Source organism: Enterobacter sp. 6722112 (genome assembly GCF_058661685.1).
Genome location: NZ_JBZWGR010000007.1, coordinates 3309126 through 3329394 on the forward strand (window position 1 = coordinate 3309126; position 20269 = coordinate 3329394).

Consider the following 20269-nt stretch of genomic DNA (forward strand, 5'->3'; position numbering starts at 1 on the left):
AAAGAAGGGATGGAAATAATAAATAACCAAATGGACTAACCTGTTTTAGTTATCGTTCTTAACGATAAAAGCGATTAAATAACTATTTGAAATAAAACAATAAAGGCCGATAAACACCATGAATACGAGGCGGTGACCGTTCAGAGCCGTTTTAGTTAATGATAAAAATTGTGCTTTCCGGTACTATGCGGCGGTTTTTTCCGCATTCCTGAGAGCTATGATGTCCACCACACTGTTTAAAGATTTCACCTTCGAAGCCGCACACCACCTTCCACACGTTCCTGCCGGGCACAAATGTGGCCGCCTGCATGGACACTCGTTTATGGTGCGTCTTGAAATCACCGGTGAAGTCGATCCCCATACGGGCTGGGTCATGGACTTTGCCGAACTGAAGGCTGCGTTTAAGCCGACCTACGATCGTCTCGATCACTACTATCTGAATGATATTCCGGGCCTTGAAAACCCGACCAGCGAAGTGCTGGCGAAATGGATTTGGGATCAGATGAAACCGCTGGTGCCGCTGCTGAGCGCAGTGATGATCAAAGAGACCTGCACGGCAGGCTGCGTCTACCGCGGGGAGTGAATCTCCTCCGTTGCGGCCTCACGAGGCACGAGCGGCGTAAACTCGTAGAGCACCAGCGCATTACTCTCCAGTGATTCACTCAGTTGCCAGCCGTCATAAAGGCGTTCATCGCGTACGGAAAGCGTTGGACGCGCTTTATGCGCTATCCAGCGCCACATCTCTTCATCAGGGCCGCTTTCGCTGCCAACCCCTTCAAGTAACGGATAGAGCGCGCCGTTGTGCTGATCAAACAGATGACATTTAATTCGCCATTTACCGCGCATTCCCTTCAGGTGTAAATGATACTGCTGGCGAAAACGCTGGATGAATGCTTCTTCACTGGACAGGAGCGGATTAAAAACCACCACATTACGCAGCAACAGCTGATAACCATTACGATGGCGCGTAAGCAGGACACGCTTATCATTGACCAGCACCTCGCCCCGCAGACGTTGCCAGAGCCAGAGTACCCAATAAACCGGACGCGGCAGACCATGGTTATACTGTAGCGCCAGGCTTGAGGTATCGATGGTGTTGTTCGCACGAGCTTCTCCCTGAAGGCCCGAATTGAGCCAGAATCCCGCCAGCCAGACCTGCTCCGAAAGCCCGAGCAGGTTCTGCATCAGCAGCGCCCCACGAAAAAACCAGCCGTTTGTCGCCCGCGTGTTGCCGGTGAGGGTATTCCAGGAGAGAAGCCAGACGGGAAGCGAACTTTTTCGCAGGCGAAGGGCGGCGAGGATCTGGCGGACCTTCAGTATCGGATAATTTTCCGTTGAGGAGAGAGGGGTTGCCTCCAGCTGCGCGGGATCGAGAAGCTCATTGGCATCGGCCGAACAGGCAAGAAAATCGGCCTGCATCAGGATGGCTGAACTGAACAGGGTATCCTCACTTACGCCCGCGCTGACGGGGGCAAATCGGTGCCATAAACCAAACTTTGCCTGCGGAAGATAAGTTCGTATTGCCTTTTGCTGGGCCAGCCAGACCTGCTCCCGGGTCTCCTCACTTGCCTGTGTTGACCAGTGCATGACGAAGTGCCAGCCCGCGGTGATCTCTGGCGAAAAATGATTAACCGACTGTTGTAAAAAACGGGTAAGAAGATCGCGACGGGTCGTTACGCCGGTGTGCAGTAGCACCGTCCACTGCTTTTTTGCCAGCCAGGTGAAGAGCTGATGCAGATTGTACCAGCAGGCGTAGCCCGCCATCTGGGGGTCATCCCACCCGGTGGCAAACAGACGACTGCTGAGAAAAGGTTCGGCGATATCAATTCCCTCAATGGGAATGGCCTCATTTATCGCCTCCAGATTTTGTCGGACGTCCTCACGCAGCAAATCGTCGAGCTCACGCAGGGTAATGACCACCCGCATACGGCGCAGCGAGGCAGAAAGAGGATTGAGCTGCTCAAGATCCAGGCTCTGCTCCTGCTGCGGATGAACGATGAGCGGCGAGGCTCCCCAACCGCGCGCCACCGGTTCATTGAGCAGGCTAAACAGCTTGTCCACGGCGACCGGATAGCGCTGCTCACGCCTGTCCGTCCGAATACGTGCCGCCTCCGGGTGCTGGCGCCGGGCCTTACGAAACTCACCCGGAGACATATTGTGAACACGCCTGAACCGATCGCTCATCATACGCGTGCTGGCGAAACCCTGCTCAAGCGCAATCTGGTGCAGCGGTCGGTTCGTCAGCCGGAGAGCGTCGGCCGCCTTTTCCAGCCGCAGGTGGGTGATGTACTGCATGAAACTGATCCCCACCTCCTTGCGAAAGAGACGAGAGAGCCAGGCTTCAGAGACATATTCACTCGCGGCGATTTCCGCAAGCGTAATACGGCGGGAATAACTGGCATTGATCCGCTCTATCACCCGGGCGATGCGTTTGCTGTGCGCTGATGAAAGTTCCCGGGACAGCATACGGGCGGGCTGTTGAAAGCGGCTGGTCAGCAACAGCAATATCTCGCTCAGCCAGCGGTACGCCTCCAGCCGGTAGCGGTGCGGGTCGTTGATGAGGGTGACCACAAGAAGCTGGCGCAGCAGATCGCGAAGCGCATCGCATTGGGGCCAGACGCCTCCGGCTTCTGCCGGTACAGCATAATCATGGGCAAAAAAATCATTGCAGAGCTGGACGACCCAGCGCCCGGAAAGGGTTACGCGCAGGGTGACATTTGCCGTTTCGCTCGTGAACTGCCAGCGCCGATGACGGTTGATGATGGCAAGGGTATTGGCCTCCAGGATGTCATGTCCCGCATCGGTGTTCAGCTCTGCCCGCCCTTCCAGCACCCAGAGCAACGTTAGCGTATCGCCTTCATCCTCCACGCAGTGGCGAATGTCCTGAATCTCTATCCAAAACTCATCTCCCCGTTGCGCCATCTTACCCCTCACCAAAGACAAAAAATGACCTGATCTTTTTTGTCATAACTGAATTGTATGAAAAACAATCAAAATAAAGCCGTCGCTTTACAACAAAAAAATGCATTTTCAGGCGGGACGATCGTCATAGACTCGAAATTATCATCGTTTGGCAGAAAAAGGATAACAAAAATGACACATCCAATTATCGAAGCACTGCGTGGCAACGAAGCTAGGTTCACTGAATTACGTCGCTATTTTCATCAGCATCCTGAAATTGGTTTTGAGGAGCACAACACGAGCGATCGCGTTGCAGCGCTGCTTCAGGAATGGGGATATGAGGTTCATCGCGGCCTGGCGAAAACCGGTGTGGTCGGCACACTGAAGGTGGGTAACGGGCATAAACGCCTGGGCCTGCGCGCCGATATGGATGCGCTGCCAATGCAGGAAAACAACGGCAAGGCGTGGAGCAGTACCGTTGAGGGTAAATTCCACGGCTGCGGTCATGACGGCCACACCACAACGCTCCTGTATGCAGCGGAGTACCTGGCACGCACCCGCAATTTTAACGGCACGCTGCACCTTATTTTTCAGCCCGCGGAAGAACTTCTATATGGCGGACGCGTTATGGTAGAGGACGGTTTGTTTGACCTGTTCCCCTGCGACCACATCTTTGGTCTGCACAATATGCCGTCACAGCCCCTCGGAAAAATTGGTCTGCGCGATGGCGCCATGATGGCCTCTTCCGACACCCTTCATATTGAGGTTAACGGCGTGGGGGGGCACGGCGCGGTGCCAGAACACACCGTTGACGCCACCCTGGTTGCCTGTCATATCACTATCGCGTTGCAGTCGATTGTTTCGCGCAACATTACCCCCTTCCAGCCAGCCGTCGTTACCGTAGGCAGCATTCAGGCCGGGCACGCCCCTAACATTATCAACGACAAAGTATTGATGAAACTTACCGTGCGCACGCTGGATGAAAGCGTGCGGCAAACCGTGCTACAGCGTATCCATGATATCGCCGTTGCACAGGCGGAAAGTTTCAATGCGACGGCCACCATTCGACACATTAACGGCAGCCCGGTGCTGAAAAACAATCCGCTAGCCAACGAGATGGTGCGCAGCGTCGCCACCGATCTGTTCGGTCAGGATGCCGTCGCGGAGGTGAATGCGTTTATGGGCAGCGAGGACTTTGCATTCATGCTCGAGAAAAATCCCAATGGCTGCTATTTCACGCTTGGCGCCGGGGATGAGCCTGACCGCTGCATGGTGCATAACCCGGGCTACGACTTTAACGACAACATTCTCCTCACCGGCGCGGCGCTGTGGGCCGCACTGACCGAACACTATCTGCGCTGATTCGCACCTTCCCGGGAGGGCTGCACTATGAGTACCGTTTCCCTGACAGGCGCATCCGCCTACGCCGGTAACGATCGGCTGCTGGCGGGTATCGTCATGAGCGTTCTGACATTCTGGCTGTTTGCCCAGTCGGTTATCAACGTGGTTCCGGCCATGCAGAATAGCCTCGATATTGCCCTCGAAACCCTTACGCTGGCCGTCAGCCTGAGCGCGTTATTCAGCGGCTGTTTTGTCGTTGCCTGCGGTGGGTTTGCCGATAAGTTTGGGCGCATGCGCCTGACCATGATTGGCCTGATCCTGAGCATGATCGGGAGTGGTCTGCTGTTCATTTCATGGGAGCCCGTCCTGTTTCTGTTGGGACGAGCGATACAGGGGCTATCAGCGGCCTGCATTATGCCCGCCACGCTGGCGCTGATTAAAACCTGGTATGAAGGTAAAGCACGCCAGCGCGCAATCAGTTTCTGGGTTATCGGTTCATGGGGCGGGAGTGGCCTGAGCTCGTTTGTGGGAGGCGCCATCGCCACCACGCTGGGCTGGCGCTGGATTTTTATTTTTTCGATGGTGGTAGCGCTGGTCGCGCTATTGCTTATCCGCGCCACGCCGGAAAGCCGCAGCCCTGATGCGTGTCGACACAAACTGGATATCAGCGGCCTGGTGAGTTTTGTCCTTATGCTGGTGCTGTTCAATCTGTTTATCAGCAAAGGACACAGCTGGGGCTGGAGCAGCAGTTTATCGCTTCTTGTACTGTGTGGAGCCGTGATTGCACTGATGTGCTTTGTCGTTACCGGGCGGCGAAAAGGCGATGCGGCGCTGATCGATTTCGCCCTGTTTAAAAACCGGGCCTATAGCGCCTCGGTATTCTCAAATTTCCTGCTCAACGGCTGCATTGGCACCATGATGATCGCCAGCATCTGGTTGCAGCAGGGCCATCATCTGTCACCACTACAGACAGGCATGATGACGCTGGGGTATCTGGCTACCGTACTGGCGATGATCCGGGTGGGTGAAAAACTGCTTCAGCGCTATGGCGCCAGGCTGCCGATGATGACCGGCCCGCTGCTGACCGCAACAGGTATTTCGCTGATTTCATGCACCTTCTTAAGCAAAGAGGTCTACATTGTTACCGTTTTTCTGAGCAATATTTTATTCGGGCTGGGGCTCGGATGTTACGCTACGCCCTCAACGGACACGGCGGTAATGAATGCCCCTGAAAACAAAGTGGGGGTGGCTTCAGGGATCTATAAGATGGGCAGTTCCCTGGGCGGCGCAATGGGTATCGCGGTCACCGCATCGCTGTACGCGCTATGGCTGCCGATGGGAACGGCCAGTGCCGCGCAGTATGCCTTGCTTTTCAACAGTGCGATTTGCCTTGGGTCGGCAGTCGTGACCTGGGCTTTACTGCCAACAACAAAAGCCCCGCATTAAGCGGGGCCACAAAAGTATCAGGCAATGTTCAGATATTTGTGCGTCTGCATCGACAGCCGCCAGTTGCGGGCGATACAGGTTTCAATGCACAGACGGGTCGCATCGTCTTTCTGGCTGATAGGCTGTAGCGCGATCACGCGCTGCTTTTCGTCCGTCAGCGTCGCCAGCAGTTCATCCAGCGCTTCGATGTCACGCACGCGCCCCACCGGATGTTTGATCTCATCAGCACGCTCAAGCGCCTGCGACAGTACGTCATACCCGCCGCGCATATTCACTTTCGGTGAAACCGTGACCCACGTTGAATGGGAGCAGCGCACTTCATGGGTGCCGCTGGTTTCGATCTGACAGCTATAGCCGTTCTTCTCGAGCAGTTCGGTGAGCGGCATCAGATCGTGAATGCAGGGTTCCCCGCCGGTGATCACCACATGCCGCGCCGTCCAGCCCTGACGACTAATAATGGCAAGCAGATCTTCCGCGCTGCCCGCGCCCCATTTATCGCTCTCTTTGGTTTTCGCCAGAATGCTGAACAGCGACACTTCCCGATCTGCGAGCTTATCCCACGTATGTTTGGTATCACACCAGGCGCAGCCAACCGGGCATCCCTGTAAACGAATAAAGATAGCGGGAACGCCGGTAAAGTAACCCTCGCCTTGCAGGGTCTGGAACATCTCGTTAATCGGGTACTGCATAGTCAACTCTGTTAAGGGGATAAACGATAAGTATCGCAGATCCCCGTCAGATGATCATGCTCCATCGGTGCTTTGCGCGCCAATTGCCGCCATAAACCGTTCCGTAATTTGCTGTGGTCGGGTGATCGCCCCGCCGACGACAACCGTGTGCGCCCCCAGCGTCAGACACCTGGCCGCGCGTTCAGGCGTATCCACGTTACCTTCAGCAATCACGGGGATCGTGACGGCAGACAGCACCTCTTTCAAAAACGCGCAGTCATTTTCCGGTAGCGAATGGCCCGCAGTCTCCGCCGTATAACCGTAAAGGGTGGTTCCGACGCAATCAAACCCCAGCGCCTGCGCGGCCACGGCCTCCTGCACGGTGGCAATATCCGCCATCAGCAGCAGCGAAGGGTAACGGGTGCGGATCTGCGCGATCAGCATGTCCAGCGATCCGCCACCGGGCCGTTTCCGGGCGGTCGCATCCAGCGCAACGATCTCCGGGCCGACCGCCATCAACTCATCCACTTCTTTGAGCGTTGCGGTGATGAACACCTCGCTGTCCGGATAGTCTCGTTTGATGATGCCGATTACCGGCAGTGAGACCAGCCCTTTGATAGCCTCAATATCCACCACGCTATTGGCGCGGATCGCAGCGGCACCGCCCTGGGCCGCCGCCAGCGCCATTCGCGACATAATAAACGGGCTGTGCAGCGGTTCGTTTTCCAGCGCCTGGCAGGAGACGACCAGTTTTCCTTTCAGGTTATCCAGTACAGTTTTCATTACGATAAGATCTCTTCTACTTCGTTTTTGATAATGGTGACGTGCGGTCCATAGATGACCTGGACACCGTTGCCGCGGACGATTACGCCGCGGGCGCCGGTCGCTTTCAGTGCAGATTCATTGACTTTGCTACCGTCTTTCACCGTGACGCGAAGGCGCGTGGCGCAGCAGTCAACGTCATCCAGATTGTCTTTTCCTCCCAGCCCGGCGATCACCGCCGCGGCGCGCTCGCTTTGCGGCAGGGTAGCCTCGTCAGCCAACGCCTCCTTTTCACGGCCCGGCGTGGCAAGATCAAAACGTTTGATCAGATAGCGGAAGGTACAGTAGTAAAGGAAGAACCACGGTACGCCCACCAGCGGGACGAACATCCAGTTAGTTTTCGCTTCCCCCTGCAAAATGCCGAACAGCACGAAATCAATAAACCCGCCGGAGAATGTTTGTCCGATGGTGATGTGCAGCATGTGCGCGAGCATGAACGCCAGCCCGTCAAACAGCGCATGAATGACGTACAGCACCGGGGCAATAAACAGGAATGAGAACTCTATGGGCTCGGTAATTCCCGTCAGGAATGAGGTTAACGCCGCAGAGAGCAGCAGCCCGGCAACCCGCTTTTTGTTCTCCGGCCTGGCCGTGTGGTACATCGCAAGGCAGGCGCCGAGCAGACCAAACATCATGGTAATAAAGCGCCCGGACATGAAGCGCGACGTGCCCTCATAGAAATGCTGCGTGTTCGGGTCGGCGAGCTGGGCGAAGAAGATCCGCTGCGTGCCCTCAACCAGGTGACCGTTAACAATTTCACTGCCGCCAAGCGCGGTGGTCCAGAACGGAAGATAGAAGATGTGGTGCAAACCAAACGGGCCAAGCATGCGCAGGATGAAGCCGTACAGCAAAGTCCCCAGATAGCCAGTGGCATCCACCAGCCCGCCGAGGCCAAAGATCAGCTTCTGAAAATGCGGCCAGACCACGGTCATCAGCGCGCCGACGAGTATCGCCGCCAGTGAGCTGATAATGGGAACGAAGCGTGAGCCGCCAAAAAAGCCCAGGAATTGCGGAAGCGCGATTTTATTAAATCGATGATGCAGTGCGCAGGTCACCAGCCCAATAACTACCCCACCAAACACGCCCGTTTCAAGCGTCTGAATACCCAGCGTCATGCCCTGCCCTACGGCGCCCGGGTTCTCATGCGCCAGTTTTCCGGTCAGGATCAGCAGCGCATTGATAGTGGCATTCATCACCAGATAAGCGAGCAACGCCGCCAGCCCTGCCGTGCCTTTATCATTTTTCGCCAGCCCAACGGCGACCCCAACAGCAAACAGTACCGACAGGTTTGCAAACACAATCGAGCCAGCGCTGCTCATGATGGTAAAGATGGCCTGTAGCCAGCCAACGTCTAAAAATGGATACGCGGTAAGCGTATTCGGATTCGATAGCGCCCCGCCGATCCCCAGCAACAGACCTGCTGCGGGCAGTATGGCGATGGGTAACATAAAGGATTTGCCGAAGCGCTGCGCTTTTTCAAACCATCCGCCGGAAGACGCTCCGCTGAACATTTGCATCATTTTTTTATCCCCCTGGTTATTGATGAGAATTTTTACCATATATACTTTTAATTGTGAAAATTACCACCAAAAACCAGGACACCGATCATACTTTTTCGAAATGACTGGCATCTCTCCCCCGCTTTCCGCCACACTAGTTGGCAGAGAAACGCATTAAGGATCTAGCATGTCGGACCATGAAAACCTGCTGCTGAAGCTACGCCAGGAGGCTTCCGGGTACAGCCCAACGCAACAAAAACTGGGGGAGTTTGTCCTCAACGATCCTGCCAGGGTGCTCTACCTGACGATCACCGAGCTGGCGCGTGAAAGCGGCACCAGCGAGGCCAGCGTCACACGCCTTTGCCGCACGCTGGGCTGTAAGGGATATAACGAATTTAAAATGGCGCTTGCGCTGGATATTCAGCAGGGTTTGCCGGAGCGTCAGGCAGGAGATGCAATAGATAACGTGGTGGATGAGTCTGTCCAGGCGCTGCAAGATACCGCAAAACTCCTCGACCGGGCCCAGCTTGAACAGGCGACACTGGCCCTGCATCAGGCGCAGTCAGTGCAAATTTACGGAGTGGCGGCCAGCGCGATTCTGGGGGAGTATTTGCATTACAAGCTGCTGCGACTCGGCAAACCTGCACAGCTGTTTAGCGATATGCATCGCGCCGCCATGAATGCGACGACGCTCTCGAAAGAGACGCTGGTGGTGGCCATCTCAAGTTCCGGCTCTACACGGGATCTGCTTCACGTGGTGAAACTCGCCCGCAAGCGCGGCGTTAAGGTACTGGCGCTCAGCAATACGCCTCGCAGCCCGCTGGCCTCCCTGAGCGATTTGCAGCTGGTTGCAGCCAAGCCAGAGGGACCGCTGAGCGCGGGTGCGCTCAACGCCAAGGTTGGCGTGATGCTGCTGGTTGAACTGCTAACCACTTCCCTTATTGCAGTAGACAGCCATTACGGTGACGTCAGCCAGCAAACGGCAAGCGCCACGTTGCCGCTTCTGCTATAGAAAACAAAAAACCCGCCGAAGCGGGTTTTTTCATAAGAACGAAGGTTCAGGCTTATGCCTGGCCTTTGATCTCTTTACGACCGTTGTAAGGTGCTTTTTCGCCCAGCGCTTCTTCGATACGAATCAGCTGGTTGTATTTAGCAACACGGTCAGAACGGCTCATAGAACCGGTTTTGATCTGGCCAGCAGCGGTACCAACAGCCAGGTCAGCGATGGTAGCGTCTTCAGTTTCGCCAGAACGGTGAGAGATAACCGCGGTGTAGCCAGCGTCTTTCGCCATTTTGATCGCAGCCAGCGTTTCGGTCAGAGAACCGATCTGGTTGAATTTGATCAGGATGGAGTTAACGATGCCTTTCTCGATGCCTTCTTTCAGGATCTTGGTGTTGGTTACGAACAGATCGTCACCAACCAGCTGGATTTTGTCGCCCAGTACTTTGGTCTGGTATGCGAAACCATCCCAGTCAGACTCGTCCAGACCGTCTTCGATAGAAACGATTGGGTACTGTTTGGTCAGGTCTTCCAGGAAGTGGGTGAACTCTTCAGAGGTGAACGCTTTGTTGCCTTCGCCGGCCAGAACGTATTTACCGTCTTTGTAGAATTCAGATGCTGCGCAGTCCATCGCCAGGGTGATGTCTTTGCCCAGCTCGTAGCCTGCTGCTTTAACCGCTTCAGCGATAACAGCCAGTGCTTCTGCGTTAGAACCCAGGTTTGGCGCGTAGCCGCCTTCGTCACCAACAGCCGTGTTCATGCCTTTAGCTTTCAGAACTTTAGCCAGGTTGTGGAACACTTCAGAACCCATACGTACCGCTTCTTTCAGGGTTTTCGCGCCAACTGGCTGAATCATGAATTCCTGAATATCAACGTTGTTGTCTGCGTGCTCACCACCGTTGATGATGTTCATCATTGGTACAGGCATGGAGTATTTGCCTGGGTTGCCGTTCAGTTCAGCGATGTGCTCGAACAGTGGCATGCCTTTAGCTGCCGCTGCCGCTTTGGCGTTCGCCAGGGAAACGGCCAGGATTGCGTTCGCACCGAAGTTAGATTTGTTTTCAGTACCGTCCAGATCGATCATGATCTTGTCGATGCCAGCCTGATCTTTAGCATCTTTGCCAACGATAGCCTGAGCAATAGGACCGTTAACAGCGCCAACCGCTTTCAGTACGCCTTTGCCCATGAAACGGGATTTGTCGCCATCACGCAGTTCCAGCGCTTCGCGGGAACCTGTAGAAGCCCCTGATGGAGCCGCTGCCATACCGACGAAACCACCTTCCAGATGAACTTCAGCTTCAACGGTCGGGTTACCACGGGAGTCGATGATTTCACGACCGATGACTTTAACGATTTTGGACATTAGATTTTCCTCAGTACAAGTTAAACTAAAACTCCAGACAAACAACGCGTACCAAAGGTACGCGTTGCCGTTCTAACTTTTTTTACTTCGCCTGACGCTTCTGGTACTCGCTGGCGGCTTTCACGAAGCCTGCAAACAGCGGATGCCCGTCACGCGGCGTTGAAGTAAATTCCGGGTGGAATTGGCAGGCCACGAACCACGGATGGTTAGGCACTTCGATGATCTCGACTAACTGATCATCCCCGGAACGGCCCGCAACACGCAGACCCGCAGCTTCAATTTGTTTCAACAACATGTTGTTGACTTCATAGCGGTGACGATGGCGCTCGGTGATGACCGGCTCGCCGTACAGCTTGCGTACCACGCTATCGTCGGACAGCTGGCAGGCCTGTGCGCCAAGACGCATGGTGCCACCCAGATCGCTCTTCTCGGTACGGACTTCGACGTTACCGTCTTCGTCGCGCCATTCCGTAATCAGCGCCACAACAGGGTACTTACAGTCTGGCACAAATTCCGTAGAGTTCGCGTTTTCCATTCCCGCTACGTTGCGCGCAAATTCAATCAGCGCAACCTGCATACCCAGGCAGATACCGAGGTATGGAATATTGTTTTCACGCGCATAGCGTGCAGTGGCGATCTTGCCTTCAACACCACGGTAGCCGAAGCCGCCAGGGATGAGGATAGCATCCAGATCTTTAAGAATTTCAACGCCGCGCGTCTCCACATCCTGTGAATCAATCAGCTTGATGTTCACAGAGACGCGATTCTTCAGACCACCGTGTTTCAGCGCTTCGATAACTGACTTATAGGCATCCGGCAGTTCGATGTACTTGCCGACCATACCGATAGTCACTTCGCCGCCCGGATTGGCTTCTTCGTAAATCACCTGCTCCCATTCAGACAGGTTAGCTTCCGGACAGTTCAAGCTGAATCGTTTACAAATATAATCGTCCAGACCCTGTGATTTCAACAGGCCCGGGATTTTATAAATGGAATCGACATCTTTCATTGAAATAACGGCTTTTTCAGGCACGTTACAGAACAATGCAATTTTCGCGCGTTCGTTCGCCGGAATCGCGCGATCGGAACGGCAAACCAGGATGTCAGGCTGAATACCGATGGAGAGCAGCTCTTTAACAGAGTGCTGAGTCGGTTTGGTTTTCACTTCACCTGCTGCCGCCATGTAAGGCACCAGCGTCAGGTGCATGAACAGCGCGTGCTCACGACCAATATCTACCGCCAGCTGACGAATCGCTTCGAGGAACGGCAGGGATTCGATATCCCCTACGGTACCGCCGATTTCAACCAGCACAACGTCATGCCCTTCGCCACCGGCAAGGACACGTTCTTTGATGGCGTTAGTGATGTGTGGGATGACCTGCACGGTCGCGCCCAGGTAGTCACCACGGCGCTCTTTACGCAGAACGTCAGAGTAGATACGGCCAGTCGTAAAGTTGTTACGACGGGTCATTTTGGTACGGATGAAACGCTCGTAGTGGCCAAGATCCAGATCGGTTTCAGCGCCGTCTTCAGTAACGAACACTTCCCCGTGTTGGGTTGGGCTCATGGTGCCAGGATCGACGTTGATGTACGGATCCAGTTTCATCATGGTCACATTGAGGCCACGGGCTTCAAGAATGGCTGCGAGGGAGGCTGCGGCAATGCCTTTACCCAGAGAGGATACGACCCCGCCGGTCACAAAAATATAGTTCGTTGTCATGCTGAACCTGAGAAGTTAGGGTGAAACGATGGAATAACCAGGACGGGAAAGTAGTATACCCGAACACGACGAGCGCCACAAACTTTCATTCTCCGTCTCCACTCCAGGCCATGACAAACATAAGGAGTGAGAAAATAGCCCCTTTTGGGTAAATGTTTTTGACGCAAATCAAGCGCTTGTCATTTAAAAAATCACACAAATTGCGCTTGATCGCAAAATCTCGTTAGAGATCATGTTCCTGGCGTTTTACTTCCTGCCAGACTTCTTCCATCGCGTCGAGGTCAATCCCGCTCATTTCCAGGCCGCGCGAGGCCACAATCCGCTCAACTTCGCGAAAGCGTCGTTCGAATTTAATGTTCGCTTTTTGCAGGGCGGTTTCCGCTTTTACACCGAGGTGGCGCGAAAGGTTGACGGTCGCAAACAGCAGATCGCCCATCTCCTCTTCCAGCTTTGCTTCATCCACAACGGCCTGCTGCGCTTCATGCATCACTTCGTCGATCTCTTCGTGCACTTTTTCCAGCACCGGGCCGAGAGAGTTCCAGTCAAACCCTACCGCCGAGCAGCGCTTTTGAATTTTGTGCGCGCGCATCAGCGCGGGAAGGTTCAGGGGAATGTCGTCCAGCGCCGAGTGCTGGGATTTTTCAGCGCGTTCGGCGCTTTTTATCTGCTCCCAGCGCGCCAGCACTTCCGCACTGTTGCCTGCGGAGGCATCGCCAAAAATATGCGGATGACGACGCTCCAGCTTGTCGCTGATAGCGGCGCAGATATCGTCAAAGTTAAAGCGCCCCTCTTCCTGCGCCATCTGCGCGTAGAACACCACCTGGAACAGCAGGTCGCCCAGCTCACCGCGCAGGTCGTCGAAATCTTCGCGCGAAATCGCGTCCAGCACTTCGTAGGTCTCTTCCAGCGTGTAAGGCGCAATGGTGGCGAAAGTCTGCTCTTTATCCCACGGGCAGCCGTTTTCCGGGTCGCGCAGGCGTTTCATGATGCCAAGCAGGCGGTCGATTTGAGTCATAACAGATTCCATTAAATGCCTGAGCCGGGTGGCGGCGTTGCCTTACCCGGCCTACAGAAGAGGATGTTTAGCCGCCGTGCAGACGACGCGCGTCAATCACATCCGGCACCTGGTTCAGTTTGCCGAGTACGCGGCCCAGCACCTGAAGGTTATAGATTTCGATAGTCATATCGATGGTGGCAAGCTGCTCGCGGGTATCGCTGCGGCTGGCAACGCCCAGCACGTTGACCTTCTCGTTGGCGAGAATGGTGGTGATGTCGCGCAGCAGGCCGCTGCGGTCGTTGGCAGTGACGCGCACCACCAGCGAGTAACCCGCCGAGTAGCTCTCCCCCCAGACGGCTTCCACGATACGTTCCGGCGCATGCGATTGCAGCTCTGCAAGCTGATCGCAGTCGGAGCGGTGAATCGAGATCCCACGCCCCTGGGTGATAAAGCCGACAATATCGTCTCCCGGGATCGGCTGGCAGCAGCGGGCAATATGGTGCATGAGGTTACCCACCCCTTCAACCACCACGCGGCCATTGTCCTTACTGCGCTGCTGCGGAGCGTAGGTTTTCTGCTGGAGTTGTTTCAGCGCTGCCGCATCCTGCTCCGCTGCGCTTGGCTTGTTGAACTGCGCTTGCAGGAAGTTCACCATCTGGTTCAGGCGGATATCGCCGCCACCAATCGCCGCTAACAGTTCGTCGAGCTCGTTGAAGTTGTAGCGCGGCAGCAGGAATTTCTCCGCCTCTTTCAGGCTTATCCCGATATGTTCCAGCTCGTCGTCCAGGATCTGACGACCGGCAAGGATGTTCTTGTCACGATCCTGCTTGCGGAACCAGGCGTGGATTTTAGAGCGCCCACGGCTGGTGGTAACGTAACCGAGGTTCGGATTCAGCCAGTCGCGGCTTGGGTTTGGCTGCTTCTGGGTGATGATTTCAATCTGATCGCCCATCTGGAGCTGGTAGGTAAACGGTACGATACGTCCGCCGATCTTCGCCCCGATGCAACGGTGTCCCACATCGCTGTGGATGTGGTAGGCGAAATCGAGCGGCGTGGAGCCTGCCGGCAAATCAACAACATCCCCTTTCGGGGTAAAGACGTAGACGCGATCGTCGAAGACCTGACTGCGCACTTCGTCGAGCATTTCGCCGGAGTCGGCCATCTCTTCCTGCCACGCAATCAGCTTACGCAGCCAGGCGATACGGTCCTCGTGACCGGAGCGACCGCCACCGGAGGTACCCTCTTTGTATTTCCAGTGCGCCGCCACGCCCAGCTCGGCGTCTTCGTGCATCTGTTTGGTACGGATCTGAATTTCCACCGTTTTGCCGCCAGGGCCGAGCACCACGGTATGAATAGACTGATAGCCGTTTGGTTTGGGGTTGGCGACGTAGTCATCGAACTCATCCGGCAGATGGCGGAAGTGAGTATGCACTATCCCCAGCGCGGCATAGCAGTCCTGGAGACGCTCCGCCACGATACGTACGGCGCGCACGTCAAACAGCTCGTCAAAGGCGAGATGTTTCTTCTGCATTTTGCGCCAGATGCTGTAGATGTGCTTTGGACGCCCGTAGACCTCGGCGCGCACATTCTCCTCTTTCATCGACTGGCGCAGCCCGCTGACAAATTCCTCGATATAGTGCTCGCGGTCAATGCGGCGTTCGTGCAGCAATTTTGCAATGCGTTTGTATTCCGCCGGATGCAGGTAGCGGAAGCAGTAATCTTCCAGCTCCCACTTCAGTTGCCCGATACCGAGACGGTTCGCCAGCGGCGCATAGATATTCGTACACTCTTTAGCGGCCAGGACGCGCTCGTCTTCCGGCGCATCCTTCACTTCACGCAGATGGGCAACCCGTTCGGCCAGCTTGATCACCACGCAGCGGAAATCATCTACCATCGCCAGCAGCATGCGACGGACGTTATCCACCTGCTCGGAAGAGACAGAGTCCGTTTGCGCGGCTTTAAGCTGACGAATGGCTGCCATGTCACGCACGCCGTGGATAAGCGCCACGACGGACTGGCCGACGCTTTCACGCAGGACGTCTTCCGTCACCACGTCGGCGTCCGCCAGGGGGAACAGCAGTGCGGCCTGTAGCGTTTCGATATCCATGTTCAGCATGGAGAGAATTTCAACCATCTCCACGCCGCGCCACAACAGCAGTTCAGCGTCCGGATGCCCCTGCATTGTGCGTAAACAATAGGCCCAGGTTTCGGTTAAGCGTTCACACGACTGCTGGCTGGAAATCCCCAGACTTGCGATCCATTTTTGAGGGTCAAACTCACCAGCTTTATTTAAATGTGCACTTCTTACCGCAACCATCGTCCTCTCCTTTAGGGACAAGGGCCTGTCGAAGTCGACAAGCCAAACTCATTAGATGTGCTCGAACAACACCATCGATTCCAGATGACCAGTGTGCGGGAACATGTCCAGCATTGCCAGACGTCGAATCTGGTAACCCCCGCTCAATAATGCTTCGCTGTCACGGGCAAGCGTCGCCGGGTTACAGGAAACATAGACCACGCGTTCAGGCGCGAGTTTAATTATATGCTGCATCACGCCCGGCGCACCTGCGCGCGCCGGGTCGAGCAGGATCTTATCAAAGCCCTGCTTAGCCCACGGTTGCTGAGTAACATCATCCTCAAGATTTTGATGAAAAAATGTCACATTTTGCAAGCCGTTCTGTTGGGCGTTTTCCTGGCCTTTCACCACCAGCGCCTCAACGCCTTCCACCCCGACCACGCTTGCTGCTTTGCGGGCCAGCGGCAGGGTAAAGTTCCCCATACCGCAGAACAGATCGAGCACCCGGTCAGTGGGCTGTACGTCCAGCCACGCCAGCGCGTTCGCCACCATCTGCTGGTTCACGCCGTCGTTAACCTGGATAAAATCCCGCGGGCTGAACGTTAAGCGTAGCCCGTCTGACGCATACCAGGGCGCTTCTCCGCTGACCTGCTCAAGTATCTCGCTTTGCGGCGCGAGGAAAAGCGCAAGCTCATGAGAATGCGAAAAGCGTTCCAGTTTTTCGCGATCTGCCTTTGACAGCGGCGCGGTGTGGCGCAGTACCATCAGCGGGCCACTGTTGGCCAGCACCAGTTCGACATGGCCCAGCGAACGCACGCCATCCAGCGATGCAAGACAGTGGTGCACGTCCGGGAGCAACGCCTCAAGATGGGGCACCAAAACAGGGCACTGCGTGACAGAGACGATATCGCTGGAGCCGGCTTTGCGAAAACCCATCTCCAGCCGCTCGGTTTTGGACTGGTAGCTGAGGCTCAGGCGAGCGCGGCGACGGTAGCCCCAGGGCCGATCGGCAATGATGTCATTCACGTCGTGTCCGACCAGGCGGGCCAGCGCGCTGCTTTTACTTTTTTGCTGTAATTCTGTGCTGGCATGCTGTTGCTGGCAGCCACCGCAGACGCCAAAATGGGGGCAGCGAGGCATCACGCGCTCCGGGCTATCATTAAGTCGGCGCTTGACCTGACCGCGCGCATACTGACGTTTTTCTTCCGTCAGCGTAATATCTGCGCGTTCTCCTGGCAGCAAACCTGTGATAAACAGTGCCTTACCCTTGTGACGCGCCACCCCCTGTCCAAAAGGATCGAGGTCCGTGGCTTCAACAGTTATGATCTGACGCGTCGTCACGCGTCGTTTTGCAGAGTAGAATTGCGCCATCGCCGAGATTGTTCTCAAATAAACATAATTAGCCTGATTGTCCCATAACGGAACTCCATGACCAACTACAGCCTGCGCGCGCGCATGATGATTTTGATCCTCGCTCCTACCGTTCTCATCGGTTTGCTGCTGAGCATTTTCTTTGTGGTGCATCGCTATAACGATTTGCAGAGACAGCTTGAAGATGCCGGGGCCAGCATTATCGAACCGCTGGCCGTCTCCAGCGAGTACGGTATGAACCTGCAAAACCGTGAATCCATTGGTCAGTTAATCAGCGTGCTGCACCGCCGTCATTCAGAGATTGTGCGCGCCATTTCCGTTTACGATGAGCATAACCGTCTGTTCGTCACCTCGAATTTCCATCTGGATCCCACGTCGCTGAAAATCCCGGATGGTACCCCCTTCCCGCGTCATCTTACGGTGTTGCGGCGCGGCGATATCGAGATCCTGCGCACGCCGATTATCTCCGAAAGCTATTCACCCGATGAATCCGCCCAGTCCGATGCGAAGTCCAGCAATAATATGCTGGGATATGTGGCGCTGGAGCTGGATCTTAAGTCGGTACGGCTCCAGCAGTACAAAGAAATATTCATCTCCGGCGTGATGATGCTGTTCTGCATCGGCATCGCGCTGATCTTCGGCTGGCGACTGATGCGCGACGTCACGGGGCCTATCCGCAACATGGTGAATACCGTTGACCGGATCCGCCGGGGTCAGCTCGACAGCCGCGTGGAAGGCTTTATGCTCGGCGAGCTGGATATGCTGAAAAATGGCATCAACTCAATGGCGATGTCGCTGGCGGCTTATCACGAAGAGATGCAGCACAACGTTGACCAGGCCACCTCTGACCTGCGCGAAACGCTGGAGCAGATGGAGATCCAGAACGTGGAGCTGGATCTGGCGAAAAAACGTGCGCAGGAGGCGGCACGTATTAAGTCTGAGTTCCTGGCGAACATGTCGCACGAGCTGCGCACGCCGCTGAACGGGGTGATTGGCTTCACCCGTCTGACGCTCAAAAGCGAGCTGAACCCGACCCAGCGTGACCATCTGCATACCATTGAACGCTCAGCCAACAACCTGCTGACCATTATTAACGACGTACTGGACTTCTCGAAGCTGGAAGCGGGCAAGCTGATTCTGGAGAGTATTCCCTTCCCGCTGCGCAGCACGCTGGATGACGTGGTCACGCTTCTTGCCCACTCATCGCATGATAAGGGTCTGGAACTGACGCTCAATATTAAAAATGATGTGCCGGATAACGTCATTGGCGACCCGCTGCGCCTGCAACAGGTCATTACCAATCTGGTGGGCAACGCGATTAAGTTCACCGAGAGCGGCAACATCGACATTCTGGTCGAAAAAAGGGCGCTCAGTAATAACAAAGTCCAGATTGAAGTGCAGATCCGGGATACCGGCATTGGTATTCCGGAGCGCGATCAGACGCGTCTGTTCCAGGCTTTCCGCCAGGCCGATGCGAGCATTTCCCGTCGTCACGGCGGAACGGGCCTGGGGCTGGTGATCACCCAAAAGCTGGTGAAAGAGATGGGAGGTGATATCTCCTTCCACAGCCAGCCTAACCGGGGCTCAACCTTCTGGTTCCATATCAACCTTGATCTTAACCCGAACGTGCAGACCGACGGCCCGGTCACCGGGTGCCTGAAGGGGATGCGTCTGGCCTATGTGGAACCGAACGCCGCGGCGGCGCAGTGTACGCTGGATGTATTAAGCAGCACGCCGCTGGAGGTCATCTACAGCCCGACCTTCTCCGCGCTGGCGAACGATCATTACGATATCCTGTTGTTGGGGATTCCGGTGACGTTTACCGGAGAACTGACCATGCAGCAGGAACGCCTGGCGAAGGCGGCCTCAATGACGGACTACCTGCTGCTGGCGCTGCCGTGCCACGCCCAAATCAACGCCGAAGAGCTGAAAAACGACGGAGCGGCGGCGTGTCTGCTGAAACCCCTCACCGCCACACGGCTGTTACCTGCGCTGACCGAATATTGCCGTCTGACGCGTCAGTCCCTGCCGCTGGAAAACGACGAACATAAGCTGCCGATGACGGTGATGGCCGTGGACGACAACCCGGCGAACCTGAAGCTGATTGGCGTGCTGCTTGAGGATCAGGTTCAGCATGTTGAGCTGTGTACCAGCGGCGCCGAAGCCGTGGAACAAGCCAAACAGATGCAGTTCGACCTGATCCTGATGGATATTCAGATGCCGGGCATGGATGGCATCCGCGCCTGCGAGTTGATTCGCCAGCTTCCGCACCAGCAGCAGACGCCGGTGATTGCCGTGACGGCGCACGCGATGGCGGGGCAAAAGGAGAAACTGCTGGGTGCGGGCATGAACGATTATCTGGCGAAACCGATCGACGAAGAGAAGCTGCACAGCCTGCTGCTGCGCTACAAGCCGGGGCACATTGGCGGGACATACACCATTACAGCTGAATCGCCGGAGATCAGCGTTAACCAGAATGCCACGTTTGACTGGCAACTGGCGCTGCGCCAGGCGGCGGGCAAACCCGATCTGGCCCGCGATATGCTGCAAATGCTGGTGGACTTCCTGCCTGAGATCCGTAACAAGGTTGAAGAACAGCTGGTGGGTGAAAACCCCGAAGGACTGCTGGAAGCCATTCATAAACTGCATGGCAGCTGCGGCTACAGCGGCGTACCGCGGTTGAAAAATCTCTGCCAGTTGCTTGAACAGCAGCTCCGCGCGGGTACGCCAGAATCCGATCTCGAACCGGAGTTCCTGGAGCTGCTGGACGAGATGGACAACGTGACGCGGGAAGCAATGAAGGTGTTGGGGAGCTAAGACCAAAGCCCGGTGGCGCTTCGCTTAC

At 55.7% G+C, this 20269-nt stretch carries 14 protein-coding genes; 5 read left to right on the top strand and 9 right to left on the bottom strand.

Translation table 11 applies throughout. From position 1 onward, the window contains the following. The first annotated feature begins 217 nt into the window (after positions 1-217). Positions 218-583 carry a 6-carboxytetrahydropterin synthase QueD gene (queD, locus tag AC4OVU_RS17280; protein ID WP_110292590.1) on the top strand — a complete coding sequence of 122 codons (366 nt, stop codon included), beginning with the start codon at positions 218-220 and terminating at the stop codon, positions 581-583. Here queD and AC4OVU_RS17285 read toward each other — a convergent pair. Next, complete coding sequence (locus AC4OVU_RS17285; RefSeq protein ID WP_491928756.1) at positions 568-2922, bottom strand: helix-turn-helix domain-containing protein; 2355 nt, start codon at positions 2920-2922, stop codon at positions 568-570. The genes queD and AC4OVU_RS17285 overlap by 16 nt on opposite strands. A 171-nt stretch (positions 2923-3093) precedes the next feature. On the opposite strand from AC4OVU_RS17285, the gene AC4OVU_RS17290 reads away from it, so the two are divergent. After that, a complete protein-coding gene (locus AC4OVU_RS17290) occupies positions 3094-4263 on the top strand; it encodes a M20 aminoacylase family protein (RefSeq protein WP_047738382.1) in 1170 nt (389 codons plus the stop codon). Positions 4264-4290: 27 nt separating this feature from the next. Continuing rightward, positions 4291-5688 carry an MFS transporter gene (locus AC4OVU_RS17295; protein WP_110292592.1) on the top strand — a complete coding sequence of 466 codons (1398 nt, stop codon included), beginning with the start codon at positions 4291-4293 and terminating at the stop codon, positions 5686-5688. A 17-nt stretch (positions 5689-5705) separates the two neighbouring features. Here the strand turns inward: AC4OVU_RS17295 and queE are convergent, their stop codons facing one another. The 3 genes from queE to AC4OVU_RS17310 are packed head-to-tail and all read right to left on the bottom strand — an operon-like array spanning position 5706 to position 8698. Continuing rightward, positions 5706-6377 (bottom strand): 7-carboxy-7-deazaguanine synthase QueE, encoded by a 672-nt coding sequence (gene queE, locus AC4OVU_RS17300; RefSeq protein ID WP_015571722.1) that lies wholly within the window; start codon positions 6375-6377, stop codon positions 5706-5708. Between the two features lie 54 nt (positions 6378-6431). Continuing rightward, positions 6432-7139 (bottom strand): N-acetylmannosamine-6-phosphate 2-epimerase, encoded by a 708-nt coding sequence (locus AC4OVU_RS17305; protein ID WP_045349483.1) that lies wholly within the window; start codon positions 7137-7139, stop codon positions 6432-6434. Then, complete coding sequence (locus AC4OVU_RS17310) at positions 7139-8698, bottom strand: maltose/glucose-specific PTS transporter subunit IIC (RefSeq protein WP_491928757.1); 1560 nt, start codon at positions 8696-8698, stop codon at positions 7139-7141. Before AC4OVU_RS17310 ends, AC4OVU_RS17305 begins: the two co-directional genes overlap by 1 nt. A 166-nt stretch (positions 8699-8864) precedes the next feature. Between AC4OVU_RS17310 and AC4OVU_RS17315 the strand changes: the two genes are divergently transcribed. Then, complete coding sequence (locus AC4OVU_RS17315) at positions 8865-9689, top strand: MurR/RpiR family transcriptional regulator (RefSeq protein ID WP_015571725.1); 825 nt, start codon at positions 8865-8867, stop codon at positions 9687-9689. Between the two features lie 52 nt (positions 9690-9741). Here the strand turns inward: AC4OVU_RS17315 and eno are convergent, their stop codons facing one another. The 5 genes from eno to rlmD all read right to left on the bottom strand — a co-directional run bounded on the left by eno (position 9742) and on the right by rlmD (position 17424). Beyond that, the gene (eno, locus tag AC4OVU_RS17320; RefSeq protein WP_110292593.1) at positions 9742-11040 is read right to left on the bottom strand and encodes a phosphopyruvate hydratase; all 1299 of its coding nucleotides are present in this window, start codon (positions 11038-11040) and stop codon (positions 9742-9744) included. Between the two features lie 82 nt (positions 11041-11122). Beyond that, positions 11123-12760: a glutamine hydrolyzing CTP synthase gene (pyrG, locus tag AC4OVU_RS17325; protein WP_003862718.1), complete on the bottom strand. Its 1638-nt coding sequence runs from the start codon at positions 12758-12760 to the stop codon at positions 11123-11125. 223 nt (positions 12761-12983) lie between these two features. Continuing rightward, positions 12984-13775, bottom strand: a complete 792-nt coding sequence (gene mazG / locus AC4OVU_RS17330; RefSeq protein WP_017382826.1) for a nucleoside triphosphate pyrophosphohydrolase — start codon at positions 13773-13775, stop codon at positions 12984-12986. A 67-nt stretch (positions 13776-13842) separates the two neighbouring features. Beyond that, positions 13843-16074 carry a GTP diphosphokinase gene (relA, locus tag AC4OVU_RS17335; RefSeq protein WP_110292594.1) on the bottom strand — a complete coding sequence of 744 codons (2232 nt, stop codon included), beginning with the start codon at positions 16072-16074 and terminating at the stop codon, positions 13843-13845. 51 nt (positions 16075-16125) lie between these two features. Further along, positions 16126-17424 (bottom strand): 23S rRNA (uracil(1939)-C(5))-methyltransferase RlmD, encoded by a 1299-nt coding sequence (gene rlmD / locus AC4OVU_RS17340; RefSeq protein WP_110292595.1) that lies wholly within the window; start codon positions 17422-17424, stop codon positions 16126-16128. Positions 17425-17481: 57 nt separating this feature from the next. On the opposite strand from rlmD, the gene barA reads away from it, so the two are divergent. Next, a complete protein-coding gene (barA, locus tag AC4OVU_RS17345; protein ID WP_110292596.1) occupies positions 17482-20241 on the top strand; it encodes a two-component sensor histidine kinase BarA in 2760 nt (919 codons plus the stop codon). The last annotated feature ends 28 nt before the right edge of the window (positions 20242-20269 follow it).